22 protein-coding genes are annotated in these 26495 nt (G+C 61.5%); 14 read left to right on the top strand and 8 right to left on the bottom strand.

Annotation, left to right across the window (positions count from 1 at the left end; translation table 11 throughout):
• Positions 1–70: 70 nt before the first annotated feature.
• From aceF to JF545_RS05360, 4 genes are all read left to right on the top strand, one after another.
• Positions 71–2125: a pyruvate dehydrogenase complex dihydrolipoyllysine-residue acetyltransferase gene (aceF, locus tag JF545_RS05375; protein ID WP_206940010.1), complete on the top strand. Its 2055-nt coding sequence runs from the start codon at positions 71–73 to the stop codon at positions 2123–2125.
• A 313-nt stretch (positions 2126–2438) separates the two neighbouring features.
• Complete coding sequence (gene adk, locus JF545_RS05370; protein ID WP_206940008.1) at positions 2439–3095, top strand: adenylate kinase; 657 nt, start codon at positions 2439–2441, stop codon at positions 3093–3095.
• Between the two features lie 195 nt (positions 3096–3290).
• Positions 3291–4010 carry a tRNA (adenosine(37)-N6)-threonylcarbamoyltransferase complex dimerization subunit type 1 TsaB gene (tsaB, locus tag JF545_RS05365; protein ID WP_206940006.1) on the top strand — a complete coding sequence of 240 codons (720 nt, stop codon included), beginning with the start codon at positions 3291–3293 and terminating at the stop codon, positions 4008–4010.
• Positions 4007–4753 (top strand): class I SAM-dependent methyltransferase, encoded by a 747-nt coding sequence (locus JF545_RS05360; protein ID WP_374107033.1) that lies wholly within the window; start codon positions 4007–4009, stop codon positions 4751–4753. The genes tsaB and JF545_RS05360 overlap by 4 nt, the downstream gene beginning before the upstream one ends.
• Here JF545_RS05360 and plsB read toward each other — a convergent pair.
• Positions 4737–7172, bottom strand: coding sequence for a glycerol-3-phosphate 1-O-acyltransferase PlsB (gene plsB, locus JF545_RS05355; RefSeq protein ID WP_224851831.1), 2436 nt, complete (start codon positions 7170–7172; stop codon positions 4737–4739). The genes JF545_RS05360 and plsB overlap by 17 nt on opposite strands.
• A gap of 236 nt (positions 7173–7408) precedes the next feature.
• Between plsB and JF545_RS05350 the strand changes: the two genes are divergently transcribed.
• On the top strand, positions 7409–8524 hold the full coding sequence (locus JF545_RS05350) for a phospholipase D-like domain-containing protein (protein ID WP_206940004.1): 1116 nt from the start codon (positions 7409–7411) through the stop codon (positions 8522–8524).
• Positions 8525–8634: 110 nt separating this feature from the next.
• Here JF545_RS05350 and JF545_RS05345 read toward each other — a convergent pair whose 3' ends face one another.
• A complete protein-coding gene (locus JF545_RS05345; RefSeq protein WP_206940002.1) occupies positions 8635–9336 on the bottom strand; it encodes a YecA family protein in 702 nt (233 codons plus the stop codon).
• A gap of 96 nt (positions 9337–9432) precedes the next feature.
• Here JF545_RS05345 and JF545_RS05340 point away from each other — a divergent pair, with 96 nt between their 5' ends.
• The 3 genes from JF545_RS05340 to JF545_RS05330 all read left to right on the top strand — a co-directional run bounded on the left by JF545_RS05340 (position 9433) and on the right by JF545_RS05330 (position 13054).
• The gene (locus tag JF545_RS05340) at positions 9433–10017 is read left to right on the top strand and encodes a SprT-like domain-containing protein (RefSeq protein ID WP_206940000.1); all 585 of its coding nucleotides are present in this window, start codon (positions 9433–9435) and stop codon (positions 10015–10017) included.
• A 166-nt stretch (positions 10018–10183) separates the two neighbouring features.
• Positions 10184–12133, top strand: coding sequence for an acetate--CoA ligase (acs, locus tag JF545_RS05335; protein WP_206939998.1), 1950 nt, complete (start codon positions 10184–10186; stop codon positions 12131–12133).
• Positions 12134–12391: 258 nt separating this feature from the next.
• Complete coding sequence (locus tag JF545_RS05330; protein WP_206939996.1) at positions 12392–13054, top strand: LuxR C-terminal-related transcriptional regulator; 663 nt, start codon at positions 12392–12394, stop codon at positions 13052–13054.
• 142 nt (positions 13055–13196) lie between these two features.
• Here the strand turns inward: JF545_RS05330 and JF545_RS05325 are convergent, their stop codons facing one another.
• On the bottom strand, positions 13197–14162 hold the full coding sequence (locus JF545_RS05325; RefSeq protein ID WP_206939994.1) for a LysR family transcriptional regulator: 966 nt from the start codon (positions 14160–14162) through the stop codon (positions 13197–13199).
• Positions 14163–14393: 231 nt separating this feature from the next.
• On the opposite strand from JF545_RS05325, the gene JF545_RS05320 reads away from it, so the two are divergent.
• Both JF545_RS05320 and JF545_RS05315 read left to right on the top strand, forming a co-directional pair.
• On the top strand, positions 14394–15893 hold the full coding sequence (locus JF545_RS05320) for a CoA-acylating methylmalonate-semialdehyde dehydrogenase (RefSeq protein ID WP_206939992.1): 1500 nt from the start codon (positions 14394–14396) through the stop codon (positions 15891–15893).
• 174 nt (positions 15894–16067) lie between these two features.
• On the top strand, positions 16068–16754 hold the full coding sequence (locus tag JF545_RS05315; protein ID WP_206939990.1) for a peroxidase-related enzyme: 687 nt from the start codon (positions 16068–16070) through the stop codon (positions 16752–16754).
• A 121-nt stretch (positions 16755–16875) separates the two neighbouring features.
• Here JF545_RS05315 and JF545_RS05310 read toward each other — a convergent pair whose 3' ends face one another.
• The 5 genes from JF545_RS05310 to JF545_RS05290 all read right to left on the bottom strand — a co-directional run bounded on the left by JF545_RS05310 (position 16876) and on the right by JF545_RS05290 (position 20672).
• Positions 16876–17277, bottom strand: coding sequence for a hypothetical protein (locus JF545_RS05310; protein ID WP_206939989.1), 402 nt, complete (start codon positions 17275–17277; stop codon positions 16876–16878).
• Between the two features lie 69 nt (positions 17278–17346).
• Entirely contained in the window at positions 17347–17547 is a 201-nt protein-coding gene (locus JF545_RS05305) for a hypothetical protein (protein ID WP_206939987.1), read from the bottom strand.
• Between the two features lie 353 nt (positions 17548–17900).
• Positions 17901–19055: a GGDEF domain-containing protein gene (locus JF545_RS05300; protein WP_206939985.1), complete on the bottom strand. Its 1155-nt coding sequence runs from the start codon at positions 19053–19055 to the stop codon at positions 17901–17903.
• Between the two features lie 335 nt (positions 19056–19390).
• On the bottom strand, positions 19391–20059 hold the full coding sequence (locus JF545_RS05295) for a hypothetical protein (RefSeq protein WP_206939982.1): 669 nt from the start codon (positions 20057–20059) through the stop codon (positions 19391–19393).
• 325 nt (positions 20060–20384) lie between these two features.
• Entirely contained in the window at positions 20385–20672 is a 288-nt protein-coding gene (locus tag JF545_RS05290; protein ID WP_206939980.1) for an XRE family transcriptional regulator, read from the bottom strand.
• 357 nt (positions 20673–21029) lie between these two features.
• On the opposite strand from JF545_RS05290, the gene JF545_RS05285 reads away from it, so the two are divergent.
• The 4 genes from JF545_RS05285 to JF545_RS05270 all read left to right on the top strand — a co-directional run bounded on the left by JF545_RS05285 (position 21030) and on the right by JF545_RS05270 (position 26491).
• Positions 21030–22463: an APC family permease gene (locus JF545_RS05285; protein WP_206939978.1), complete on the top strand. Its 1434-nt coding sequence runs from the start codon at positions 21030–21032 to the stop codon at positions 22461–22463.
• Positions 22464–22754: 291 nt separating this feature from the next.
• Positions 22755–23717 (top strand): TAXI family TRAP transporter solute-binding subunit, encoded by a 963-nt coding sequence (locus JF545_RS05280; RefSeq protein ID WP_206939977.1) that lies wholly within the window; start codon positions 22755–22757, stop codon positions 23715–23717.
• A gap of 32 nt (positions 23718–23749) precedes the next feature.
• Positions 23750–24328 carry a DUF1850 domain-containing protein gene (locus tag JF545_RS05275; RefSeq protein ID WP_206939975.1) on the top strand — a complete coding sequence of 193 codons (579 nt, stop codon included), beginning with the start codon at positions 23750–23752 and terminating at the stop codon, positions 24326–24328.
• A 159-nt stretch (positions 24329–24487) separates the two neighbouring features.
• A complete protein-coding gene (locus JF545_RS05270; RefSeq protein WP_206939973.1) occupies positions 24488–26491 on the top strand; it encodes a TRAP transporter permease in 2004 nt (667 codons plus the stop codon).
• The last annotated feature ends 4 nt before the right edge of the window (positions 26492–26495 follow it).

Genomic DNA, 26495 nt, shown 5'->3' with positions numbered 1-26495 from the left:
ACAAGGGAATGTTCGGTGGCATGGCGGGCCGGGAGGCCCGCCTCCGTCAAGAGTTTGAAGGAGCGCGACCTTGAGTAGCGAAATCATCAAAGTGCCCGATATCGGTGGGGACACCGATGTAGAAATCATCGAGATCGCCGTATCCGAGGGCGACGTGATCGAAGCGGAAGATACGCTGATCACTCTGGAGTCTGACAAGGCCAGCATGGATGTGCCCGCGCCCAAGGGCGGCAAGGTCATCAAGGTGCTGGTCAAGGAAGGGGATACTGTCTCCGAAGGTGACGACATCGTCGAGATCGAAGCCGAAGGCGGTGGTGATGCCGATGCAGGCAACGACGCGGCTGACGATGCCAAGGACGACGCCCCCAAGGCGGAGGCCGACAGCCAGCAGGAGGCGTCAGCGGCCAGCGACAGCAAGCCTGCTCCCAAGCAGAGCGGCGGCAGTCGTACCGTGGAGATCAAGGTTCCAGATCTCGGTGGCTCCAGCGATGTGGAGATCATCGAAGTGGCGGTGTCCGAAGGCGATGATGTCGCCGAAGAAGATACCCTGATCACCCTGGAGTCCGACAAGGCTTCCATGGATGTGCCCAGCCCCCACGCCGGCAAGTTGGTCAGCCTGAGCGTGAAGGAAGGCGACACGGTCTCTGAAGGCGATGTGATCGGCACCATGGAAGTGGCGGGTGAAGGCGGCGACGAGGATGATGGCGCGTCGGATGACGCTGCGTCCGCCAGCGCGCCTGAGGCCAGCGAGCCGGCATCCGAGGATGACGGTGACGATGATGACGCCGCCGCAGAAGGCGGCCGTCAGGAAGTGCGCGTGCCCGATCTCTCCGGTTCCAGTGACGTGCCGATCATCGAGATGGCCGTCAGTGAGGGTGATGAGGTCGATGTCGAAGACGCCCTGATCACGCTGGAGTCCGACAAGGCCTCCATGGACGTGCCAAGCCCCTTCAAGGGCAAGGTGGTCGAACTGTCGGTCAAGGAAGGCGACACCGTTTCCGAGGGCGACTTGATCGGCTACATCGAAGTGGCCGGTGCAGCGCCCAAGAAGAAGGCAGCGCCCAAGCAGGAAGCGGCTAAGCAGGAAGCGCCCAAGCAGGAAGCGCCCAAGCAGGAGGCGTCCAAGCAGCAGGCGTCTGGCGGCGGTTCGGCGGATAGCGCCAAGGGCTCTGCCGTGGCGGACAAGCCTCGCGATGCCAAGAACGTGCACGCGGGTCCGGCGGTGCGCATGCTGGCACGTGAGCTGGGTGTCGATCTTGGCCTGGTCAAGCCCTCCGGTCCCAAGGACCGAGTGCTCAAGGAAGACGTCCAGAACTACGTCAAGCAGGCCATGGCCAATCAAGGCAAGAGCCAGGGGGCATCTGCTCCGGCCGCCGCCGCGGGTGGTTCCGGTATTCCGCCGATTCCTGATCAGGACTTTAGCCAGTTCGGTGAGATCGAAGAGAAGCCGATGGGCCGCCTGATGAAGATGGGCGCCAACAACCTGCATCGCAGCTGGGTCAACATTCCCCACGTGACGCAGTTTGACGAGGCCGACATCACCGAGCTCGAGGCCTTCCGCAAGTCGATGAAGGCGGAAGCCGAGGCGCAGGGGGCGAAACTGACGCCGCTGCCGTTCATGATCAAGGCGTGTGCATACGCCCTGGCCAAGTACCCGCAGTTCAACGTCAGCCTCAAGGCCGACGGCGAGACCGTGGTGCACAAGAAGTATGTGCATATCGGCATCGCCGTGGATACGCCTGACGGCCTGATGGTGCCGGTGATTCGTGATGCCGACAAGAAGTCGCTGATCGACCTGGCCAAGGAGTCGGTGGAGCTGGCCAAGAAAGCCCAGTCCAAGAAACTCAAGCGCGAAGAGATGACCGGTGGCTGTTTCACCATCTCGAGCCTTGGGTCGATTGGCGGCACCGCCTTCACCCCCATTGTGAACCCGCCTGAAGTGGCGATTCTCGGGGTGTCCAAGGCGTCCATGAAGCCGGTATGGGATGGTGCGGCCTTCCAGCCACGCCTGATGATGCCGCTGTCGCTGTCCTATGATCACCGTGCGGTGAACGGGGCCGACGCGGCGCGCTTTACCGCGCTGCTGGGACAGCTGCTGACCGACGTCCGGCGTCTGCTGCTGTAAGCCTGCTCCACCTGGGAGCAACGAACGGCGCCGCAAGGCGCCGTTCGTCGTTGGCGGCCCGCCCATCAAGTGGCCCTTCACCTGATCAGAGGTGTTGGTGCCATGCTGTGCTACGTCACGCGAATCATGAACCTTTGATGACGCCTGACGAAAGTGCAATCCAGTATTTAGTTATTTGATATTACAGTTGTTTATCCTCTTTTTCCGGTGCTGTGGCGGTTGTCTCAGGTTGTGTCGCCAGAGCTGCGCGGGTATTGTTCGCTAACCCTATTCTTCACCCCGAATTTTTCGCTTTTTCGAAGGAGTTCTACTGATGCGTTTGATCCTCTTGGGTGCACCGGGAGCCGGCAAGGGCACCCAGGCTCAATTCATCTGCGAGCGTTATGACATTCCGCAGATTTCCACTGGCGACATGCTGCGCGCAGCGGTCAAGGAAGGCAGTGAGCTGGGGCTCAAGGTTAAGGAAATCCTGAATACCGGCGGTCTGGTGTCCGATGACATCATCATCGCTCTGGTGAAGGAGCGCATCGCTCAGCCTGACTGTGCCAATGGCTTCCTGTTCGACGGCTTCCCCCGCACCATTCCCCAGGCCGACGCCATGAAGGACGGTGGTGTGAAGATTGACCACGTGCTGGAGATTGCCGTGGCCGATGAAGAGATCGTCAATCGCCTGGCCGGTCGTCGTGTCCACCCGGCATCCGGTCGCGTCTATCACGTCGTCTACAATCCGCCGAAGGAAGAAGGCAAGGATGACGTCACCGGCGAGGCGCTGATCCAGCGTGAAGACGACAGCGAGAGCACCGTGCGCAATCGCCTGTCCGTGTATCACGAACAGACCGAGCCGTTGGTGGGTTACTACCAGGAGTGGGCAGCCGAGGCGCCTGAGGCTGCACCTCGCTACCACCGTGTCGCAGGTGTCGGCAGCGTGGACGACATCACCCGTCAGGTGCTCGCGGCCCTGGAGGGCTAGTCAGGCTTCACGCCCGTGCATCGCTGACCACGGCCCGCCATTGGCGGGCCGTGGTCGTTTACCGGGCATAGCCTGTCAAATGAGCCCGTCGAGTGAGCCCGCCAAATGTCCGATGAGCTCGGGTACCGGCTCCCCCCATTTTCCGGTCACTTGCTTTATAATGCGCCGGTTTTTCCCTTGCAGGATGAGTCCAACATGACCCTGATTGTGGCCCTCGACGCTTCTTCCAGCGCCTGTTCTGCGGCCTTGCTGCGCCGTATCGACGGCCAGCCGGATGAAGTGCTGGCACGTTTTGCGCAGACCCCGCGAGAGCACACTCGGCGTTTGATGCCGATGGTGGATGAAGTATTGGCAGAGGCTGGCGTCACGGCCAATGCGTTGGATGCCGTGGCTTACGGTCGTGGGCCAGGCTCGTTCACTGGACTGCGTATCGCGGCGGGAGTGGCTCAGGGGCTTGCTTATGGTCTGGGACGACCGCTGATCGGTGTGTCGACGCTGCAAGCGCTGGCTCTGAGCGGTTATCGCAGCCACCGTTATCGTTACATGGTGACGGCTCTGGACGCTCGTATGGGTGAAGTCTATGCCGCTGCCTGGCGTATCGATGATGGCCTCCCAGTAGCGTTGGTGGACGAAGCGGTGTTGCCACCGGAGCGGCTGCTACTGCCTCGAGAGCATGAGGATCATGACTGGGTCGGGCTTGGGTCTGGCTGGGCCCTGTGGGATCAGATGCCGGCAGAGCTCCAGGCCAACCTGAACCTGACAGTGGTGGACATCGATCCGGTTGCCGAAGACATGGCGCGACTTGCCGTGGAGGTGTTCGACGCTGGCGGCGGTCAGCGGCCCCATGACGCTCAGCCTGTCTATCTTCGAGACCAGGTGGCCTGGAAGAAGACGGAAAGGAAGCGTGCTCAGTGAGCGTACGCTTGGCCCCAGGGCTCGCCTTGCCCTTCACGCTGGAGCATTGCCCCGAAGCCGGGCTTTTGCTTGAGCGAGATGAGCAGGGACGGCTAGTGCTGGCAGGAGATGAGGCGCTCTACGGCAAGCCGCTGTGGGTCGACTTCATCGGTGGTCGTGATGGTCATCGCCGACGCTTCGGCGGAGGACGCGGTCAGCTGGTGGCCAGGGCCTGTGGCCTGGCAAAGGGCATTACGCCCCAGGTGGTCGATGCCACCGCTGGGCTCGGGCGTGACGCCTTCGTCCTGGCGAGCCTGGGTGCCGATGTGCTGCTGATCGAGCGGGTGGCCGCCATTGCCGCGCTGCTTGACGATGGCCTGCAACGGGCACGTGGCTGCGAGGAAACCCGTGATGCGGCGCAGCGCATGACCCTATGTCACGGCGACAGCAGCCGTGATCTCGCCGAGCTGGTGGCGGACCATCACAAGGCACCCGAGGTGATCCATCTCGATCCCATGTTTCCTCATCGGGACAAGTCAGCGCTGGTCAAGAAGGAGATGCGGGTTTTCCGGGAGTTGGCCGGTGATGATGCTGACGCGCCGCGCTTGCTGGAGGCGGCGCTTGATGTGGCGACTCACCGGGTGGTGGTCAAGCGCCCGCGCAAGGCTCCGCCGATCGATGGGCCCGAGCCAAGGCACCGGCTGGAAGAGAAAACCAGCCGCTACGATATCTACGTGCATCGCTCGCTCAAGGCTCAGGGTTGAGCGCGGACTGGCGGTCGCGCACGTCACTGTTTTCGCGGTAGCGGGTGATCAGCGCCAGGCGTCTGCGCAGTGATGCATCGAGCAAGCGAGAGGCACGCTGGGCGGCTTGTCTGAGACACTCATCGAAGTGGACCTGCTGCTGGTCAAGCCAGATCCAGCCTTCCTGCCCCAGGGTGTCGATCAATGTCTCGAACAGTTTGGGATCAAAGAATTCCGGTGCCTCGCGGCCGCTGAGCAGGCCTAGCCGTTCTGCCAGGTCGCGGGAGCGCTCGGTCAATTCCTGCCGGGTCAGGGTGCCGCTGCCCGCGTGCAGCAGAACTTCGATCAGCAGCGCGTTGCGTTCCAGCGACGGCTGAATCATGCGTCCGACCAGCTGCAGCCGCTCCCGCGCCGCCAGGCTGTCCTTCGGGGTGAAGCTCGCGCCGTAGCGTTCCAGCAGGTCGAGATCACACAGGCTGGTCAGGATGGCATCGATACGCTCTCCAAGATCGGCATCATCGCTGATGCAGAATTCATGTGCCAAGGGTGGCCATAGAGGACGCAGCAGGTCGTGCAGCTCTGCTGGGCTGCGCTGAGTTCGGCTACGGAAGGCAAAGGCCACCAGGGCCGGCAGAGCAAACAGGTGCAGCACATTGTTGCGATACCAGGCCAGTTGCGCGGCCTGTGCGGGGGTGGCACTGACGATATCACCCAGGCGGTGATGGTGGCGTTCGACCAGCTCCAGCGCGACGGCTTTGGTCACACAGTCCTCTGGCGATTCGGCCGGTAAACTGGGCGTCTGGGCGCAGGCCGGACTGCGGGCAAGCCGGCTCAGCAGCGCCAACTGGTCACACAGCGTCGCGTGTTCCAATGCGCGATAAGGTGACGCCAGCAGGGCAAGGCCGGTCAGGTTGGCAGCATTCAGCGCGGCGACCTCATTGATACGCTGCGTCAGCAGGTGTCCGAGACCCGTGACCGTGGGTTTCAACCAGGGGTGATCATCGGCCCCGCTAGTGCGCCACTCCGGGGCGGACCGGTCAAGGAAGTCGGCGATGGGCAGCGGTTCCCCGATGTTGACGGCGACCCGGCCGTAAGGCTCTCGCAGCCGGCCAATGACCCGCAACAGACCCAGCGGTGATTCCTTGCGCTTCTTGCCGCCGCTCAGTTCGCGCTGATAGCTCGAGTTCTCGAGAATGCGCTCATAGCCAATGTAGACAGGCACGAACACCATCGGGCGGTCGTCGCCGCGTTGACAGCGCATGAATGAGGTCAGGGTCATGGCCAGCATGCCGGGACGCGGAGACAGCATGCGGCCACTTCGCGAACGCCCGCCTTCGATGAAGTACTCCATCGGGTAGCCACCGGCCAGCAAGCGATGCAGGTACTCGTTGAAGACGGCGCCATAGAGGCGGTTGTCGCGGAAGCTGCGGCGCAGGAAGAAGGCCCCGCCGCGCCTCAACAGGGGGCCGATGATCGGCATGTTGAGGTTCTTGCCCGCCGCGATGTGCGGCGGCATCAGCCCCTCTCGGTAAAGCACGTAGGACAGCAGCAGGTAGTCGATATGACTGCGGTGGCAGGGCACGTAGATCAGGGTGTGGTCGCCTGCCAAGGACTTGACCTTGTCCAGGCCGGTCACATCGACGCCATCGTACAGGCGATTCCACAACCGCCGCAGGGCGCCGGCAAGGAAGCGCAACACCGGATAGGTCATGTTTGCCGCAATCTCATGCCCGTAACGGCGTGCACGTCGCTTTAGCCGCGAGGGCGACATCCCCTGGTCGACCTGCTGTCCGATGGCGTGGCGTACCGCATCGCTGGCCACGACGCCCTGGATCATGGTGCTGCGGTGAGACAGATCCGGGCCCAGCACCCGTGTGCGCACGCGGCGAAAATGCACGCGGAGCAGGCGAGCGGCCTTGCGGTTGGTGAGCGATGGGTCACCATTGTGCAGCTCCTCGAGGTGCAGAGGCGCGCCGAACTGCAGCTCCACATCGCGGCCGTTGATCAAGACCGACAAGGCCCGTCGAACTCGCCCGGTTAGTTGCCAGCTATCTGCTGCCAGCAGGTGCCAGAAGCCGAAATTCTTGCCCGGGGCGCGACCCCAGAACACGCTGACCGGTACTAGCTGGACCTGGATACCGTTGGCGACAAGCTGGGTAAATGGAGCAACGCTGGTCGCGCGGCCGCGCCACAGGCGCGAGCCACGAGCCGGAAGCGCCACGCAGCGTGGCAGTGAAAGCTCCGCCAACTTGCCGTGGGCGGGAGGCAGTCCATGCTCCCGACAGTAGGCATCCAGCAGCAGCACATCGCTGAGTGCTGGCCTTGGCAGCACATACAACGTCGGCAGGTCGGGATTGAGCTGCAGCGGAGCCGGCTCGGCCAGACGGACCTCTGTCCATAGTTTGATCAGTCGTCGCAGCGGCGCGTGAAACATAGCCATCCCGTTGTCCATGCCGCGAGCAGTCCGGGCTCGGCGGTCGTCCATGTGTGCCGTCAGTATAACGATCGGACACGCAAACTTGGGATTAATTGCGAATAAGGCTGACGTTAGGCCACCTTCTCTCGCGACTTTTCTGTGCCCTTTGATTAGGGTATTCAGGAGTCACGATGGTGGCGGGTGTGACGCTGCCATGGCCAGGCAACGACCCGCATGCAATGGCATGGAGGCCAGGCGAGATGAGTACCCAATGGCGTGAGCACAACGCGGTGGAACTGCTGCCAGAGGCAGATCGATTTCTGCCAGCCTTGTTCGAGGCGGTGGCTCAGGCACAGGAATCTGTGCTGGTAGAGCTATATCTGATGGAATCGGGTGAGCTGGCCAACCGAGTCATCGAGGCGTTGGTCGGTGCGGCCGCCAGGGGGGTGGCGGTCTATCTGTTGCTGGATGGATTCGGCGCGATGGGGCTGTCACGCGCTGATCGACAGCGGCTGACGGCAGGTGGAGTCTGGTTGCGTGACTTCAACCCGCTGGGATGGCATTCGCTGGCTCGCAACGTCAGCCGCGATCACCGCAAGCTGGTGGTGGTCGACCAGCGGCTTGCCTTCACCGGCGGATTTGGGGCGGTGGATGACTTCCTGTCGGCCTGGTTCGAGGTGGCAGTACGGGTGCGGGGCCCGGTCGTCAACGACTGGGTAGCGCTGTTTGCCCAGGTGTGGAATTCACCGCTGGCCAGAGGCGCCGACCAGGCGCCGGCGCTACCTCGCGTACCCGCCACCGCTGACGCGGCGGATGGCAAGATGCGGGCCAGGGTCATGTGGGGGCGTGGCTATCGCTTTCAGGCGATCCGTCATTCATTGCAGCAGCGTATCGATACCAGTCAGGGTCGGTTGTGGCTATGTACGCCCTACTTCGTGCCGACATTGGGTACGCGACTGAGACTGCAGCGAGCGGCACGCAAAGGGGTGGATGTGCGCCTGTTGCTGCCAGGGCAGGACCATGACCATCCCGGTATTCGATATGCCGGACAGCGCTTCTACTCGCGCCTGCTCCGCGCTGGAGTGCGCATCTACGAATTCCAGCCGAGCTTTATCCATGCCAAATTCGTCATGGTGGACGACTGGGTCAGTCTAGGGTCGTGCAACTTTGATCACTGGAGCCTGCAATGGAACCTGGAGGCCAACCAGGAAGTGGAAGATGCTGGCTTGGCGCAGGAGGTGGCGACGCTGTTCCAGCGCAATTTTGCCGTCAGCAAGGAAATCTCGCATGAGCATTGGAGCCGCCGCTCACTGTGGGCAAAGTTGAGAACCTGGCTGTATGGCACTCTCGATGGCTGGATGACGCGCTTGCGCTGATGGACGGTGGATACCGCCTCGTCCAGCGCGGGCTCGACGACGCCAGGCCTCGCCGAACCCGATGACAGTGCCGGTCGCAGCGCCGGTGGCAGCGCTAGTGGCAGTAAGGCTCAGCGCTTGCCCTTGCCTTTGGCGCCGCCCTTGCCGCCTGCTCCCTTCTTGGCGGAAGGTGGCGCGCCCTTGCCCCGTGCGGGGGACTTGCCTCTTGGCTTGGGCTTGGGGGTATCCGGCGGCACCCGGAAGTGCAGATACAGATCCAGCACCAGTTCAGGCAATTGGTTGACCAGCTCCTCCAGACGTTTTGCATCGCCGGCCAGGTCCGCCATGTCGGGTTCATCGGCAAACAGCCCCGACAGTGCCATGAAGGGCAGCAGCAAGGTGGCGACGCTTTCTTCGTCGCCCTCGAACCAGGGGGCCTCGTCCAGGAAGACGCCCTCCATGAAGCCGGCACACCAGTCCCCGATGGGGGTCTCTTCCGCTGCCATGCCATCCAGCGTCAGCTCGAAGGGCAGCTCTGGCAGCCCCCCACTTTCCAGCACATTGATGGCGTTGGACTTGAGCTGCTCGAACAGCCCCAGGATGATCTCACGCTCCTGCTCTGACTCGAACTCCGGTGAGCCGTGGAACAGCTCGGCCACCCAAGTGGCAGCATCGATTTCCCGTGGCGCTACTGCCAGGGCGACCAGAAAGCCGTGCGCGCCAATCAGGTCTAGCGCATCAGCGCCGGCCCGTTCCTCGAGAAAGTCATCGAGCAGGTCCAGGGCATCATCTTCGAGCAGCGGTTGCGGGAGCGGCGTTTCGGCGTCGGACATGGAGCGCTCACTTGGTCGGGGGTGGAATGGGGGCGGTCTTTACCGCCCTGGTTCGAGGCGGCATTCTAGCATTCCTTGAGGGAGACTGATGATTCAATGAGTGAGACGCGACGCAGACCGCATGCTGCTTTGGCAGGCACCGCCCCGGTACTTCCCGCGGTGGACGGAGAGTGGCTGGAAGCGCTCGGGGCCAAGGCACTGCATGCGGCGGTGAATGCCAGAGTGAAAGCGGCGGTGGCCCTGTGTCGCGACGTTCACCCGCATCTGCCGGAACCCGCCGTGTGGTGTGATCTGCGGGGGAAGGGCGCTGGTCAGGCGCATTTCGGCCGAGGGGGGCTGCGTTTCAATCCCAGGCTGCTGGAGGAGAACCGCCAGGCCTTCTTTGATGAGGTGATTCCCCATGAGGTAGCCCACTGGTTGGTCTGGCACCTTGAGGATGGTCCTTCCTTTCGTCCGCACGGGCGGGAGTGGCAGACCGTCATGGTGCGCCTGTTTGGCCTGTCACCCAGGGTGACTCATCGCTTTGACACCAGCCGGTCCAGTCCTGCACCGTTTCGCTATCGTTGCCACTGTCGTGACCACCATTTTTCTGCTCGCCGCCACGCCAACGCGAAGGCCGGTCAAGAGTATCGCTGTCGTCACTGTCGTGGGCGGCTTTGCTACATCGATCGGGCCGACTGAAAACATGGCATAACTCTTTGTTTGTAATAACAAAAATAGTCATACCAATGTCTAAGGGGAAAGCCTGGGCTGGCAACGTTATGCTGGCTAGCAGGTTATTCGCGCCGGACACGCCTCTGTTGGCGGCTGGCTCTCCACTTCAATGGGTATCCAAGGACAGAGCACCATGAGCGATCACAAGCACGTCTATCCGGTCTCCGATACGTTCGCCAAGACCGCCTGGGCCGACAAGGCCACCTATGACAAGCTCTATCGGCAGTCGGTGGAAGACCCTGAAGCTTTCTGGAAAGAGCAGGCCGCTCGCCTCGACTGGATCAAAGCCCCCAACACCATCAAGTCGGTCTCCTACGCCAGTGACAATGTGGATATCCGCTGGTTCGAGGACGGCACCCTGAATGTCGCCGCCAACTGCCTGGACCGTCACCTCGAGACCCGTGGCGACAAGCCGGCCATCATCTGGGAAGGTGACGATCCCGGCGAGTCGTCGGTCATCACCTACCGCGAGCTGTACGAGCGTACCTGTCAGTTGGCCAACGGATTGAAATCGCTTGGCGTTGGCAAGGGTGACACGGTGACGCTCTACATGCCGATGATTCCCGAGGCCGCCATGGCCATGCTGGCCTGTGCGCGTATTGGCGCGGTGCACTCGGTCGTGTTCGGCGGTTTCTCCCCTGATGCGCTGGCACAGCGGGTCAAGGACGCTGCTTCTCGCATCATCATCACGGCGGATGAGTCGGTTCGTGGTGGCAAGCACGTGCCGCTGAAGGACAACGTGGATGCGGCGCTGACTCGCGATGGCACCGATGTGGCGGAGAAGGTGCTGGTGGTCAAGCGCACCGGTGGGGATATCGAGTGGCACCAGGATCGTGATGTCTGGTACCACGACCTGGTGGCAGGACAGGACACTGACTGCCCCGCGGAAGAGATGGGCGCTGAAGACCCGCTGTTCATCCTGTATACCTCTGGCTCTACCGGGACCCCCAAGGGGCTCAAGCACACCACCGGTGGCTACCTGACCTACGCCAGCCTGACCCATCAGTACGTGTTCGATTATCACGAGGACGAGGTCTACTGGTGTACCGCGGACGTGGGCTGGGTCACCGGACACAGTTATATCGTCTACGGGCCCTTGGCCAATGGCGCCGTTACCCTGATGTTTGAAGGGGTGCCCAGCTACCCCACTCATGGCCGTATGGGCGAGATTGTCGACAAGCACCAGGTCAACATTCTCTATACCGCCCCCACGGCAGTGCGCGCCCTGATGGCCCATGGTGACCATGTCATGGACTCCAGCTCGCGCAGCAGCCTGCGTCTGCTGGGGTCTGTCGGGGAGCCGATAAATCCGGAAGCCTGGGAGTGGTTCCACCGAGTCATCGGCAACGGCCGGTGCCCAATCGTGGACACCTGGTGGCAGACCGAGACCGGCGGCATCATGATTACCCCGCTCCCCGGTGCCATTGCGCAGAAGCCGGGTTCGGCGACGTTGCCTTTCTTCGGGGTGCAGCCCGCACTGGTGGACAACGAAGGCAAGCGGCTTGACGGCGCGACCGAGGGCAACCTGGTCATCCTCGATTCCTGGCCGGGGCAGGCACGTTCCATCTGGAACAACCATGAGCGCTTCGTGCAGACCTATTTCTCGACCTATGAAGGAACCTACTTCACCGGCGATGGTTGTCGTCGCGACGAGGACGGCTATTACTGGATTACCGGCCGGGTAGATGATGTGCTCAACGTTTCGGGCCACCGCATGGGGACGGCCGAGATCGAGTCATCGCTGGTGGCTCACTCCGCCGTCGCGGAGGCCGCGGTGGTGGGCTTCCCGCACGATATCAAGGGGCAGGGCATCTATATCTACGTGACCCTTAACGATGAGGCGGAGCCCAGCGATGAACTGCGCAAGGAATTGACCCAGTGGGTGCGCAAGGACATCGGCCCCATCGCATCGCCTGACCATATCCAGTGGGCGCCGGGGCTTCCCAAAACGCGCTCTGGCAAGATCATGCGGCGTATCTTGCGCAAGATCGCGGCCAACGAATGCGATGGACTGGGTGATACCAGCACGCTGGCCGATCCCACGGTGGTGGAAGACCTGATCGAGCACCGCGCCATCAAGTAACAGCGGGTTGGCAGACGCTCGACATGGCATGAATCATGCCGAAACGCCGGTGGCGGCGATGCCCGCCACCGGCGTCTTTTCGTCTGGAGTGCACCGAATGGTGCGGACTTGATGGGCATCTTGTGGCTGACGTTGATGACGGGAGTGCAAGGGTGCTTGGGAAAGCCGGTGGCCATGGGGTAACATGCTGGTCAAACAAGCGTCTTGCGTTGTGGCGTCAGGGCCTGACACGCCGCAGCGGAATCCGGAGGAGAATCCATGGCCTTTGCCCAGAAATTCATCGTTGCCGATGATCATCCGCTGTTCCGTGCTGCCTTGACGCAGGCGCTGCGCCAATTGGCACCTCAGGCCGAGATCATTGAAGCGGATACCATGGAAGCCACTTCCGACGTGGTGATCCGGCATCCTGATGCCGATCTGATTCTGCTCGACCTGCACATGCCTGGCGCTCACGGCTTCTCTGGGCTGATCCAGTTGCGTGGACAGACCCCGGACGTGCCGGTGGCGGTAGTGTCCGGCAGTGATGAGCTGCACGTGGTTCGTCGAGCCATCGACTACGGTGCGTCCGGCTTCATTCCCAAGTCTTCTTCGCTGGCGTTGATTGCTGAAGCCGTGGGGGAGATTCTCGATGGTGAGGTGTGGCTACCGGAAGACATGGCGGACGCCCTCGGTGAAGCCGATGAAGAAGAAGCCCGTTTCGCTGAGGCGATCGCCTCGCTGACCCCCCAGCAGTTTCGCGTGCTGAACATGCTGACAGAAGGGCTTCTCAACAAGCAGATTGCCTACGAGTTGAATGTGTCTGAGGCCACCATCAAAGCCCACGTCACGGCGATTCTGCGCAAGCTTGGGGTGCATTCACGCACCCAGGCGGTGATCGCCGCGCAGAAGCTTGAGGTCGAGCCGCCCAAGGTCGAGTCCTGAACGGACCTGGCCCAGCGCTGCAGAGCACCACAACAACACCCCGCCATCCGGCGGGGTGTTGTGTTTTGGGGTGCCCGGCGAGGGGCGCCCGGCGAGGGGGGCTCGGCCAGGAGTGCTTAGCGAGGGGGCTCGGCAGGGGGCATCAGGGCGAGGCCTGGTCGCTGCCGGGGTCGTCGTCCGGCATGACCAGCTGCGCCTGCCTTCCCATCAGGAAGTCCTGGTTGAGCGCCAGAGCCTCCCGCAGGTAGTCCCACAGCAAACGGATGCGCGTCAGCTGCCGCTGTTCCTGCCGCGCGGTGACCCAGAACTGCCTGTCGATCGATACGTCGTGGTCAAGCACTGTCCTCAGCTCGGCGCGCCCGGCAGCCATGAAGCATGGCAGCACGCCAAGACCGGCACCGCTTTCGGTTGCCATCATCTGCGTCGTGACGCTGGTGCTGCGTAGTGAAAAGTGGGCCTTGGTGTCCTCGCGACGGTGTGCCAGCAGAGGGTCCAGATAATTGAGCTGCTCACTGAACAGCAAGTCATCCACGTAGCCGATCAGCGGGTGCTGGCTGAGTTCCGTGCGGTGCAGCGGTGCACCGTGCTGTCGCAGGTAGCGATCCGCGGCGTAAAGCTTCAAGCGGTAATCGCACAGCCGGGATGTGACCAGGCCCTGATTGGCCGGCCGTTCGATGGTGATCGCCAGGTCGGCCTCATGACGGCTCAAGTTGACGACTCTAGGGAGTGCCAGCAGGTCTAGAGTGAGGCCTGGATGTCGGCGACAGAAAGCGCTGAGCAGGGGCGCTATCACCCAGGTGCCAAAGCCCTCGGTGACACCCAGTCGAATCTGTCCTTCCAGCCTCAGGTTGTGGTCGACCAGACCGTCAGTGGCGTCGTCTGCATGGCGTGCCATGAGCTCTGCGTGCACCTTCAATCGCTCGCCGGCTGGTGTAAGACGGTAGCCATGAGTACTGCGTTCAAACAGCTGAGTGTTGAGGCGCTGTTCAAACCGGCGCGTTCGACGAGATAGGGTGGAATGATCGACCCCCAGGCGCCGCGCGGCATCGGCCAGGCGAGGGTGTCTGGCCACTTCAAGAAAGACCTGCAGATCCTGCCAGTCGAGCACGTTTGCCTCCGGTTGTCCGCCGACATCGCTTTTGCAAAATTGCACAAGCAATGTGCCCCGCTGAACATTGTTTGGCTATCCGACCTGTGGCTAGACTGACCCTCTTTGCTTGCGTGTGTAGCCTCACGCTGGGCGTTGGTGGATCGCCCTGCACCACGCGAGCCGCTGGTGTTGACAGCGACACGATACGGCAACAACGCGATACGACAACGACAAGAGTAGGAGCACGCCATGACAGTCCGCGATATTCCGATGATCATCGATGGCCAGGCCGTCCCCTCGCAGTGCAGTGAATGGCGCGACGTGACCAACCCGGCCACCCAGGAGGTGGTAGCCAGGGTCCCCTTCTGTACCCTCGAAGAGGTCGACAAGGCGGTCGCCAACGCCCACCAGGCCTTCTCCAGCTGGCGCAAGGTGCCGCTCGGCAAGCGCATGAGGATCATGCTGAAGCTGCAGGCGCTGATCCGCGAACACACCCCTGAGCTTGCGGCCTTGATCAGCGAGGAGCATGGCAAGACGTTGCCCGATGCAGAAGGAGAGGTGGGGCGTGGGCTCGAGGTGGTGGAGCATGCCTGCTCGATTACCTCGTTGCAGCTCGGCGAGGTGGCGGAAAACGCGGCCAGTGAGGTGGATGTCTATACCCTCAACCAGCCCCTTGGTGTGGGCGCCGGGATCACCGCTTTCAACTTCCCCATCATGTTGCCATGCTTCATGTTTCCGCTGGCGATCGCCACGGGCAATACCTTCGTCCTCAAGCCCTCCGAGCAGGATCCCAGCTCGACCATGCGGCTGGTCGAACTGGCCCTTGAAGCCGGTGTCCCGCCTGGCGTGCTGAATGTCGTGCACGGTGGCCCAGATGTGGCCAACCGTCTGTGCGAGCACCCGGATATCAAGGCCATGTCCTTTATCGGCTCGACCCATGTCGGTACCCAGCTCTACCGCCGGGCCAGCGAGTCCGGCAAGCGTGCCCAGGCCATGATGGGAGCCAAGAATCACTGTGTGGTCATGCCCGATGCCAATCGCAGCCAGGCTATCAACAATCTGCTGGGTTCCGCCTTTGGCGCTGCTGGGCAGCGCTGCATGGCGAATTCCGTCGTGGTGCTGGTCGGCCAGGCGCGGGAATGGCTGGACGATATCGTGGAAGGTGCACGCAACATGCGAGTGGGGCCAGGCACCGACCGTCAGGCGGATCTCGGCCCACTGGTGTCTCCGGCGGCCAAGGACCGGGTTGAACGCCTGATCGCCCAGGGTGAGCAGGAGGGCGCCAGGCTGCTGGTCGATGGGCGTGGCTGTCAGGTGGAAGGTTATCCCCAGGGCAACTTTGTGGGGCCTACACTGTTTGCGGGTGTTACCGCCGAGATGGACATCTACCGGGAAGAGATTTTCGGCCCAGTGCTGTGCGTGGTGGAAGTGGACACGCTGGATGAGGCAATCGCCTTCATCAATGCCAATCCTAACGGTAACGGCACCTCGATCTTTACCAACTCGGGATGGGTGGCGCGGCGCTTCGAGACGGATATCGATGTGGGGCAGGTAGGCATCAATGTGCCGATCCCGGTACCGGTCGCCTATTTCAGCTTCACCGGCTCACGGGCATCCAAGCTGGGCGACCTGGGCCCCAACGGCAAGCAGGCGATCAGTTTCTGGACCCAGACCAAGACGGTGACTGCGCGCTGGTTTGAGCCTGAAAATGTCTCCTCTGGCATTAACAGCACGATCTCGCTGAGCTGAGCTGAACCGAACTGAAGGAAGCCAGAACCCCCGACAATGCCCCGGCCACGGGGCATTGTCGTGTGTAGACAGGTGGAGCGTGTTCGATCAAAGGACAAGAGTGAGAGCGCTTGCTTTACGTTAACGTAAAGTCAGTTTTTTGAGAGCCACCTCACTCAATGCTGGAGTCCGCCCATGTCGTCTCGCTCGTCATCCGTTTCTCCTCCTCTCTCGTCTTCGTTATCTTCTGCCTCATCTTCTTCCTTGTCATCGCCGGTACCGTCGTCCGGTGATCCGTCCCTGAGTCGCTTTCCCATTCCAGCATCTCTTGACGAGCTGCCCGACGATATTCGTGACAGCATTCTTGCCGTTCAAGACAAGGCGGGTTTTATCCCCAATGTGTTCTTGATGTTGGCCCATCGGCCCGCTGAGTTTCGTGCCTTCTTTGCCTATCACGATGCCCTGATGGAGCGGGAGTCAGATACCCTGACCAAGGCCGAAAAGGAGATGATCGTGGTCGCCACCAGCGCGCGTAACCGCTGCCTGTACTGTGTGGTGGCCCATGGCGCCTTGGTAAGGCTCTACAGCAAGGATCCATTGTTGGCAGATCGCGTGGCGATCAATCACCATAGCGCGGATCTGAGCGAGCGGCATCGTGTGATGCTGGACGCCGCCATTCACTGCGGCATCGACGTAGGAGAGTTGACCGAAGAGTGGATGACGCGGCTGGAGGCAGTGGGCTTTACCCAAGACGACATTTGGGACATTGGCGCCATCTGTGCCTTCTTTGGCCTGTCCAATCGATTGGTCACCTTGACCGGCACGCCACCGAATCCAGAGTTCTACCTGATGGGGCGAGTGCCCCGTGAGTCCAACTCTTAGGTTCGCCAGGCAAGCGAGCTCGAGGAAACACAGCATGCCAGCCTGCGCGGACGAGTCGCTGCGTCGCGGGTGCCTGGTGTCGCTTGGCTGGTGACCTCAGTGTCCCCGTACCCCTGTGCCGTCAGCTCAGCAGGGAGAGCAGCGGCTTTTCGGCCAGCTCGATCAGCCATCGTGCAAGCAGCTGGCGCTGGGAACCATGTGCAACCAGGCCCACGGTATCGTCGCTGCCGTCCTTGGCATCGGCGTGTGGCAGGCTGATGGCAAAATCACCCTCCTGCAGGTGGAACTCGTGGATTTCCCGCAAGCCGGCAGGTGTCTCGCAGCGTATCGAACGATAGCTGTCGTCTTCTCCATAGATCAGACGATGGCACACCTTGTAGCGCGTATAGAGCGAGAGCCCACCCGCAAAAGCAGGCCATCTGGCGGGGGTGTGGCGAATATCATCGGGAAGGGCAACATCGTCTTCCAGGGCCTGGGAAAGAGACTCTTCCAGGGTGGTGGAAAGCAGCGGGCGCCATGGCATCGCGGGGGAGGCCGTGGCCAAGTCCTCGGGTCGACGGATATCGATATCCTGATAGACCAGCGTATGAGGCTAGCAGTCGCCATTCTGCCAGCCATCGAGCAGTCTCAAGGTCAGTCTGCCCTGCTCAAGAGGGCCGAACAGCAGCGTCTGCAATGCCAGTAACAAGTGTAGCTGGCGCTCGTTGGCCTGATTGTCGAATGCAGTATAGGGCGAGGTGAACAGGCGATGCAGACGGCAGGGCGCGTGTTCCTTGGCTTCGCTGTATGGCATGGCGACATGTCCTCGAGAGCCGGGCGAATAGTGTCATTTGCTTAGCTTAATAAGTTAATCCTGTTTCTTTAAGCATGGCAACGGCTGTCTTGCTGGACGGTCTTGTTGACGGTCTGAGCGACGGCCTTATCTATGGTTGCGCAGATATCTTCGTGGGGTTCCCGGTGCCAGGAAAACACTGCATCAATATCTGCGCCGACGATTCACTGCGTTGCGCGCTCTCGATTTCAACAGCGATACCGCATAGGCTCCGAACGCTGTGCTTCGGTTGCCTGGCATCGCGTTGTGCTCGGCTGATGTGTTCAGCGCTTGACTAGGGCGTCAGGCCAGATGATCGATCAGCTGCTCGGTGCCTAGCGTTCATCGTTGTGGGCCGTGGTGGGCTGATGAGGTGCAGCAGCCTGCTTGTCCGTTTCTTGCGCGTCGTCAGTGGGGGAGGGCTTGGCGGCCTTATTGCTGCGGCCTCGCTTTCTGGCTTCCTTGTTGCGATACATCATGGCATCTGCCGCACGCAGCAATTCCTCCTCGCGCAGATACTCGCGGTCGCCCGTCTCGGCCACCCCCAAGCTAATGGAGAAGTCCGGGTACTTGTCCTGAAAGGCCAGTTCGATCTTGCTGCCAATGGTACCCGCACTCTTGACGTCGCAGTCAGGCAGGATGCAGCAGAACTCGTCGCCGCCAAGGCGACAGCAGATGTCGCTGGACCTCACGGTCTCACGCATGATCTGGCCAAAGGTGATCAGTATCTCGTCACCCTTGTGATGGCCATAGGTATCGTTGATCTGCTTGAAGTCATCGATGTCGCAGTAGATCAGGCTGACCAGCGAGTGACGCCTTTCTGCCATGCGGATTTCGCGACTCAAGGCCTCGCTCATGCCGCGTTGATTGAACAGTCCCGTAAGCGCGTCCTTCTCGGCGTAGGTGGCAAGCTCCTTCGTCTTTTCCTCGAGATTGCGGGCATAGATTTCCATTCGCCGCTTGGCGCTGTGCACTTCATTGAGCAGGGTGTCGATATAGGTATCGAAGACCAGCGTGATATCGAAGTACATCAACTTGTCGAGGTTATCCTTGGCCGAGGTAAGACTGTGTTGGTCTGTCAGGTTCTCGTCGATCACCCGAAACAGGATTTCCTTGAGGGTTCTCATGGCGGCCAGGAACAGCTTGGGTTCCACCCCGATACGCTTGTGTACCAGTCCGATACGCAGCCGGCTGTTGACGTACTCCGCATCGTAGTAACCGGTGAACAGATCAAGCACGTACTGGCGTTGAGCGGAACGCAGCCGCTGAAGGGTTTCCGAGTCGCCGATCAGCAGGCTGATTTCATCGATTTCGGTCTGACGTTCGTAGAACTCTTCGACAATGATTTCGATATGTTCATTAATGATGGGCTTTAGCGCAGCCAGATCTGCCAGACCTGCCTCATCAAGATTCAGGAACTCCTTGCGGCGCTGAATCTCTACCTCGCTGATATGCATCTGCTCGAGCAGGGATTTGTCGATCGGCCTCATGGCGACTCTCACCGGATTGATGCGCCGCTCGCGGATTGACAAAAATCCCCGGCGCCGACATTAAGAAGAAGTGTGTCTTCAACATATATCGCGTTACGGCCGGGCTTGCACCGCATTTTGGCGATTGTGCACGCCATTGACACATGAGGATTCCACGCAGTGCGCAAATGAGTACATGTTGGCTGGCGAGAAGGTCGTCAGCACCAGTGTACAAGGGGGGAAGGGCGTGGCGCCGAGAGGCAGGGGGAGAGATTGGAGGGTGACGCGAAATAGCGGGTGCTACGCGCCCGCGCCGTCATGCCAGGATGACGGCGCAGCCGTATGAGTCGACGTCTTTACTGGATCACTGAGCGGAGCAGGTCGGAGACGTTGCCACCTTGCGCGGGAAGGGCTAAAGCGGCGGCATCAGGGGGAGTGGAGGTCAGTTGGGAGACCTGGAACTTGTCACCGAAACGCAGGATTCCAAGTCCACGCTGTTCCAGTTGGGCGGCCACTGGATCCGGTTGTCCCGTCATGATGCGCTGATAGCGGTCGACCACCTGCAGTAATTCTCGGACCTCGCCGCGCTGGCTGAGTACCAGTGAGTCCTGGCGACGATCGCCGTCACGATTGATCCAGTCGAGGCGGTATACGTCTCCTTCGATACCCGCAACGCTCTCCGTTGAGCCAGTGGGCTCTAGGGCCAGCACCTGCTGAGCCTGATAGCTGCCCAGTTGGGACATGTCCTGTCCGCCGAGCTGCCCGGCAATCGACTGCAGGTCACGGATACCCAGAACCACCGGCTGTCCGCCGAAGTTGGTCACCGCATACCCCTTGCCATCGCGAAGTAGCAAGTAGCCCTTGGCGGCGTGACGAGGGAAGTCCAGGCGAAGCTGGTCTCCTATCCAACGTGCCGTCACTGCGCTATCGGGATCGCCACTGCCGTCTACCAGGGTGGCCTGGCCGTCGGCCAGCACCATGGGGGACATGCACAGAAGGCAGGCTGCCAGAAGGGAACGGCGCATGGGGATTTCCTCTACATAGGGGTAAAGAAGGGGGAAAGAAGCACAAAGGGTGAAGACGCGTGATGCAGAGATACGTGGAAAGTGAGAGTTCGGCAGTCAGCGAAGGTTCCATGGCATCGCCAGAACGGCCTAGCGGCCACGTCAGTGTAGCCCCCGGGCGGTGCCCGCGACGACTGACGCAGCCAAGGGCACAGCGCCTCCTGCTTGGCAACACTGAGCCAGGCGCGATCGGGATACACGGAAGCTGACGTCATCGCCTGCGGGCGACGTCGTCAGCGTGAGCTATTCAGTGATTCGGCTCAGAGGTTCTGTTCCGAGGTTCAGTTCAGTGATTCAGTGATAGGTGGCCATCGTCGATGATTCGGCGGATGGCCTGCAATTCATCGCAGGTGAAGTGCTCCAGCCTTCCAGACAATAGATCACTGATCTTTTGCATGGGTAGGCCTGCGCGGCGGGCGATCTCACGGCTTCCGAGATCGGATACGGCAATCAGCCGTGTGACGATGCGCATCAGTCGTGTGCGCTGTTCCAGGTCCCTGACGTCGAGGTCAGGGCATCGTCGAGGAGGCGGTTCTGAGGCGTCTGCTCGAGACAAGGAATCTGCGGTGCTCATGGTGCTCCAATGGGCGTTTGCGACCCCTACAGCATGCAACCTTTTTTGCTCCCTTGCCAGTCCAAAATCGGCAAACGGCTAGTGTCATTGACGGGGCCGTCAGGGGAAAGCGCAGGGAGGCCCGCTACGCCCGGGTGCACGGGCGAATGGAGGTATGCTGCGCCGATGTAAACTTAGACGAAAGAGGTATCAACCAGTGCTGCTGACGGCAGAGTAGCGCGTGATAGTTTTCTCGCTCGAGGGATACCTTCAACAAGAAAGGCTCTGACATGAGAGCTTTCCCCCCGCCTGACCTGTTCTGACCTGTTGTCCCTTCGCGGGTAGCCAGGGCGGGGGAGTCACAACGAGCGATAGATTATGCAAGCGAACAGCAGTGAAGGAGCACAGCTAAGTCGAGTGCTCGCGCGCAAGGATGTTCTGGCCCTGGCGTTTGGTGCCATGGTGGGCTGGGGCTGGATTGTCCTCACCGGAGGCTTTATCACCTCAGCCGGGAGCCTTGGTGCCATTCTGGCCTTTCTGCTCGGTGGAGCGGTCATCGTGCTAGTGGGCCTGACCTACGCCGAGCTGGCGTCGGCGATGCCACAGGTGGGCGGGGAGCACGTCTACAGCTATCGCGCCATGGGGCACTTCGCCTCATTTTTGTGTACATGGGCCATCGTGCTGGGCTATCTGAGCGTGGTGGCGTTCGAGGCGGTGGCGCTGCCCACCGTCGTCGAACACCTGTTCCCTTCCTATGCGGTCGGGCATCTTTGGACGCTGGCCGGCTGGGACGTCAAGGCGACCTGGGTCGCCGTGGGCATGGCCGGTTCGATCGTCATGATGATCATCAACTACGTCGGCGTGCGCACCGCTGCGCTGGTGCAGAAGCTGGTGACCTTGCTGATCCTGGCGGTGGGCGTGATGTTCATTACTGGCGCCTTGTTCGAGGGCGGCAGCGCCAATCTGACACCGCTGTTCAACACCGAGAGCGGGGTGCTTGGGGGAATCACCATGGTGCTGATCATGGTGCCGTTCCTGTTCGTCGGCTTTGATGTCATCCCCCAGGCTGCGGAGGAGATCGACCTGCCGTTTCGCGATATCGGACGCGTGTTGATGCTGTCCGTGGTGCTGGCCGTGTTCTGGTACGCCTTCATCGTGCTGGGGACCGCGCTGATGCTGTCTCCCGCTGAACTCGAGAACAGCTCCCTCGCGGTACCGGATGCGATGCGGGCGGTGTTCAACACTCCCTGGGCCGCCAATCTGATGGTGCTGGCAGGTATCGCGGGCATCCTGACCAGTTGGAATGCCTTCTATGTGGGAGGCTCCCGGGCCATCTATGCCCTGGCGCATTGCGGCATGTTGCCGGCCTTCCTGGCCAAGCTGCATCCCCGTCATCGGACGCCGGTCAACGCCATTCTGCTGATGGGACTTGTGTCCAGTCTGGCTCCGCTGCTGGGGCGCCAGGCTATGGTCTGGCTGGTCGTGGCGGGCGGACTGGGCATCGTCATTGCCTACCTGTTTGTGTCCATTTCCTTCCTGATACTGCGGCGTAAGGAGCCGGAGCTCGAACGTCCTTTCCGGGTCAAGCATGCCAGGCTGGTGGGCTGGCTGGCGGTCGTGATGTCGCTGGGCCTGATTGCGCTGTACCTGCCCGGCAGTCCTTCGGCGCTGTCTGCGATCGAGTGGGGACTGTTCGCCGGCTGGATGGGACTTGGACTGGGGCTGTATGTGTGGTCCCGCCAGCGCTACGGCACCGACTACAGCGAACGCCAGATGAAGCGTGAGCTGGCGGGGGCTGGGCAGGACGTCTGAGTCCGCCGCGTCACCGGCCGATCCGTCATGAACCGTTATTCAACGCTAGCGGGTGAGCGGGCGCGGAGCCTCGCGCCCGCAGCCAGGCCGCGGCAGCGGCCTCGTGGGTAGCGTTGACGTCATGAATCAGCAGCGATGCATCTAAGACCTTGTGAGAATTGCAGACAAAGACAAAAAACGTCGAAATGTTGGCATTGGCGAAGTCGCTAGGCACTTGCTAGTTTGCTTAGCGCATCTCGAATCGATCAACAACAACGTCACGATGGTTCCCACGAGGAACGGAGGAAGATCATGCGAGCACTGACATTCGCCCTGACGGCGTCCCTGCTGGTTGCCAGCCACACCGCGGTGGCCCAGAGCCAGCTGTCGATTGCCACTGGCGGCACCGGCGGCACCTATTACCCCTATGGCGGGGGCCTGGCAGAGCTGATCAAGAAGCATGTTGATGGCTATGATGCCGTGGCAGAGGTCACTGGTGCCTCGGTAGAGAATATGGGGCTGGTGTGGCGCGGCGACTCGGACCTTGCCCTGGCGCTGGCGGATACGGTGTACCAGGGTGCGACCGGCACCGGCGATTTCGAGGGGCGCAAGCTCGAGAACATTCGTGCTATCGCGTCGATCTACCCCAACGCGGTGCAGATCGTCACCATGGCGGACTCCGGTATCGACTCGCTGGATGACCTGGAAGGTAAGGTGGTATCGGTGGGCGCCCCGGGTAGCGGTACCGAACTTAACGCTCGTGCCATCCTTGAGGCCAACGGCCTCAGCTATGACGATTTCGACGCACGGCGCCTCAACTTCAACGAAACCGCTGATGCCTTGCGTGACGGCGATATCGATGTCGGCTTCTGGAGTGTCGGTCCGCCCACCAGCTCGATTCTGAATCTGGCGACCACCAGCGACGTGCGCCTGATCGGTCTCAGCGACGAGGAAGTCGCCAACGCCCAGGAAGACGAGCCGGTGTTCGCCGCCTACGAGCTCAAGCAAGGCCTTTATGAAGGCATGGACGCCGCGGTGCAGACCCTGGGCGTACCCAATGTGCTGATTGCCAGCAGCGAGATGGATGACGAGCTGGCCTACCAGATCACCAAGACGTTGTTCGAGCAGACCGATGAACTGATCGCCATTCATCCTGCCGCCAATGACACCACGGTTGAGTTCTCGGTGGAGTCCACGCCCATTGCCTTCCATCCGGGTGCCCTGCGTTACTACGAGGAAGTCGGTGCTGAGGTGCAGGACAAGCAGCGTCCCTGATGGTCATGGGGACACGCTTCACAAGGCGAGCCATGGGGCTCGCCTTGTGCGTGCTATGGCTGGGTGTGGCGCCGATGAACGCAGTGGCTGCGGAGCTGACGTCGAGCTGTGACGATCAACTGACGGTTCGCGATAGTGAGGGCAGGCTGCTGGTGGCAATCCCGATGCCGCCTGGCGCAGGGTGGTGCATGGCCTGGAACCATTCCGTGGAAGGGTTCGAGGTGCTCGACTGCTACCGTCACGTAGAAGGCCAAATGGTGCTGGAGCGCAGCCACTTGCCCGACTTTGCCGCCGGCCTTGACCATGTGCCGGGCCGCGGGCGGCAGGTCAGTGATGGGCAGGGAGGCTACTGGATCAACGATATCGACGAGGCGGTACCGGGTAATCACTACCGGCTGCGGGTCGGCGCCAAGCGCGTTGATCACCGCCTGGTCAGCCGTGGAAAGCCCACGCTGGAAAGGTTGGTCGCGGCGGGACGGTCGTGTGCAGCCGCCTGGGCGGAAGCGTTGCCCGCGCAGGCTACCCCGATCAGCTTAAGCGATATCGCGGCCGGGCGTTTGGTCAGCGTTGGCCTGGAGGGGCGCGGCGTGGATGACCATGGTCCAGGCTAGGCTTGAGCACCCCCAAGGCTGGCACGACCAGCCATTGTCTAACGTACATGCAAGGCGAAATTCGCCGATAAGGCAGGGAGCGACCGTCGCTGTTGCGCCATTTGATGGCGCAAGGCTGACACCAGCATGCCCCTGACTGACACTCCCAGGAAGATAACGATGAGCGAATCGCCAGCTTCTCCCGTGGTGCCTGGCAGCCAGGCCAACCACTCGAAAATCGTACTGTGGCTGATCTCTCTGGTAGCGATCGGCCTGTCACTGTTTCAGCTTTATTCGGCTGGCATCCAGCCGCTCGGCTTGTTCTATCAGCGCAGCATCCACCTGGCGCTGGTCATGATGCTGGCGTTCCTCATGTTCCCGGTGTTTGGCCCGTCCCGAGGGCGAGGCCCGGTGGGAGCGCTCATCGACCTGGTGTTCTTCTGTGGCGCCGTCGTCACCGGCGGTTATATGGCGCTGTATCTTGACGAGATCATCAATCGCGCAGGATTCTGGAGCCAGACCGATATCTGGGTGGGCATCATCGCCACCGTGACCGTGCTGGAGGCCAGTCGGCGAGCGGTGGGGCTTGGCATGACCATCATCGGCATGATCGCCATTCTCTACGCTTTTGCCGGCCCCCGGGGCGAGTTGCCCTGGCTCGGGCAGTTCCTGCCGGGCATCCTGGAACACCGCGGCTACAATCTGGATCGCCTGGTGGGCCAGCTGTACCTAGGTCAGGAAGGCATTTTTGGTCTGCCCATGGGGGTAGCCGCCACCTACATCTTCATCTTTGTCCTGTTTGGTGCCTTTCTCGAGATCACTGGCGCAGGCAAGTTCTTCATCGATCTGGCGTATGCCGCCACCGGGCGCCAGCGCGGTGGGCCCGCCAAGGCTGCAGTGATTGCCTCTGCCGGGATGGGGTCGATCTCAGGGAGTGCCATCGCCAACGTGGTGACCACCGGCGCCTTTACCATTCCTCTGATGAAGCGCCTTGGCTACAAGCCGCATCAGGCGGGGGGGATCGAGGCGGCGGCCTCTACCGGGGGGCAGATCATGCCGCCATTGATGGGGGCTGGGGCATTTCTGATCGCGGAGTACACCCGGCTGCCCTATCTCGAGGTGGTCAAGGTCAGCATTCTTCCGGCCTTCATGTACTTTGGCACCGTCTATCTTTTCGTCCACATCATCGCCCTGAAAGAGGGCATGCAAGGCATGGCCAAGGAAGAGTTGCCGCAGATGAGCGACGTGCTCAAGCATGGCTGGCACTTCCTGCTGCCGCTGGCAGTGCTGGTGTGGCTGTTGGTGATGAACATGTCGCCGATGCGGGTCGGCTATTACGCCATCGTCTGCATGCTGGTGGTGGCCGTGTTGCGCTTCGCCGTCTGGTTCTTGTTCGTTGCGCCAAAGGAGGGGCAGCCGGTCAACGCCCAGCGCCTGGCCCTGGCCTGTCGCAATGGCCTGATGAAGCTGCTTGAGGGACTGGAGCTGGGGGCACGCAACGCGGTGGCGGTGACCATGGCCTGTGCGGTGGCCGGTATCATCGTTGGCGTGGTTGGTTTGACCGGCCTCGGCCTCAAGTTCTCGGCCATGATGCTGGCCTTCTCCAACGGCCACTTGCTGCTGGCGCTGATCATGGTGCTGCTGGCCAGTCTGGTACTGGGCATGGGCCTGCCGGTAACGGCGAGCTACATCGTGCTGATCGTGCTGGTCGGTCCGGCACTCTCCAATGAGTTTGGCGTACCGCTGCTGATCGCTCACCTGGTGGTGTTCTGGTACTCCCAGGATTCCAACGTGACGCCACCTATTGCACTGGCAGGCTTTGCAGGTGCTGCCATTGCGGGTGCCAAGCCGATGGAGACCAGCTTCCAGTCCTGGAAGTTCGCCAAGGGCCTGTATCTGGTGCCGCTGTTCATGGTCTACAACCCCGAAATCATTATCGGTGGGCCGGTCTGGCTGTTGATCTGGAAGGGCGTGACGGGCCTGCTGGCGTTGGGTGCCTTTGCGGCGACGCTGGAGGGCTACCTGTTCACCCGGATCCTGCTGTGGCAGCGGCTGCTGCTGTTGCCGGCAATCGTGGGCGTGTTCCTGCCGTCAATGATGTTCGACGTTGCCGGGGCCGCAGTGATGGCGGCGATCATTGGTTTCAACTATTGGGAGTCACGCAGGGTGGCAACGCCCGCCTAGTCGG

Origin of the sequence: Halomonas litopenaei (assembly GCF_017303055.1) — a bacterium.
In the GTDB taxonomy this organism is placed as follows: domain Bacteria; phylum Pseudomonadota; class Gammaproteobacteria; order Pseudomonadales; family Halomonadaceae; genus Halomonas; species Halomonas litopenaei_A.
The sequence above is the reverse complement of the archived record's forward strand: the minus strand, read 5'-3'. Positions and strand labels throughout refer to the sequence as shown.

Excerpts from the sequence above, each read along its gene's own strand:
- adk (WP_206940008.1), top strand. The coding sequence starts at position 2,439 with ATGCGTTTGATCCTCTTGGGTGCACCGGGAGCCGGCAAGGGCACCCAG.
- tsaB (WP_206940006.1), top strand. The coding sequence starts at position 3,291 with ATGACCCTGATTGTGGCCCTCGACGCTTCTTCCAGCGCCTGTTCTGCG.
- plsB (WP_224851831.1), bottom strand. The coding sequence starts at position 7,172 with ATGGCTATGTTTCACGCGCCGCTGCGACGACTGATCAAACTATGGACA.
- JF545_RS05350 (WP_206940004.1), top strand. The coding sequence starts at position 7,409 with ATGAGTACCCAATGGCGTGAGCACAACGCGGTGGAACTGCTGCCAGAG.
- JF545_RS05345 (WP_206940002.1), bottom strand. The coding sequence starts at position 9,336 with ATGTCCGACGCCGAAACGCCGCTCCCGCAACCGCTGCTCGAAGATGAT.
- JF545_RS05340 (WP_206940000.1), top strand. The coding sequence starts at position 9,433 with ATGAGTGAGACGCGACGCAGACCGCATGCTGCTTTGGCAGGCACCGCC.
- acs (WP_206939998.1), top strand. The coding sequence starts at position 10,184 with ATGAGCGATCACAAGCACGTCTATCCGGTCTCCGATACGTTCGCCAAG.
- JF545_RS05330 (WP_206939996.1), top strand. The coding sequence starts at position 12,392 with ATGGCCTTTGCCCAGAAATTCATCGTTGCCGATGATCATCCGCTGTTC.
- JF545_RS05320 (WP_206939992.1), top strand. The coding sequence starts at position 14,394 with ATGACAGTCCGCGATATTCCGATGATCATCGATGGCCAGGCCGTCCCC.
- JF545_RS05315 (WP_206939990.1), top strand. The coding sequence starts at position 16,068 with ATGTCGTCTCGCTCGTCATCCGTTTCTCCTCCTCTCTCGTCTTCGTTA.
- JF545_RS05310 (WP_206939989.1), bottom strand. The coding sequence starts at position 17,277 with ATGCCATGGCGCCCGCTGCTTTCCACCACCCTGGAAGAGTCTCTTTCC.
- JF545_RS05305 (WP_206939987.1), bottom strand. The coding sequence starts at position 17,547 with ATGCCATACAGCGAAGCCAAGGAACACGCGCCCTGCCGTCTGCATCGC.
- JF545_RS05300 (WP_206939985.1), bottom strand. The coding sequence starts at position 19,055 with ATGAGGCCGATCGACAAATCCCTGCTCGAGCAGATGCATATCAGCGAG.
- JF545_RS05295 (WP_206939982.1), bottom strand. The coding sequence starts at position 20,059 with ATGCGCCGTTCCCTTCTGGCAGCCTGCCTTCTGTGCATGTCCCCCATG.
- JF545_RS05290 (WP_206939980.1), bottom strand. The coding sequence starts at position 20,672 with ATGAGCACCGCAGATTCCTTGTCTCGAGCAGACGCCTCAGAACCGCCT.
- JF545_RS05285 (WP_206939978.1), top strand. The coding sequence starts at position 21,030 with ATGCAAGCGAACAGCAGTGAAGGAGCACAGCTAAGTCGAGTGCTCGCG.
- JF545_RS05280 (WP_206939977.1), top strand. The coding sequence starts at position 22,755 with ATGCGAGCACTGACATTCGCCCTGACGGCGTCCCTGCTGGTTGCCAGC.
- JF545_RS05275 (WP_206939975.1), top strand. The coding sequence starts at position 23,750 with ATGGGGCTCGCCTTGTGCGTGCTATGGCTGGGTGTGGCGCCGATGAAC.
- JF545_RS05270 (WP_206939973.1), top strand. The coding sequence starts at position 24,488 with ATGAGCGAATCGCCAGCTTCTCCCGTGGTGCCTGGCAGCCAGGCCAAC.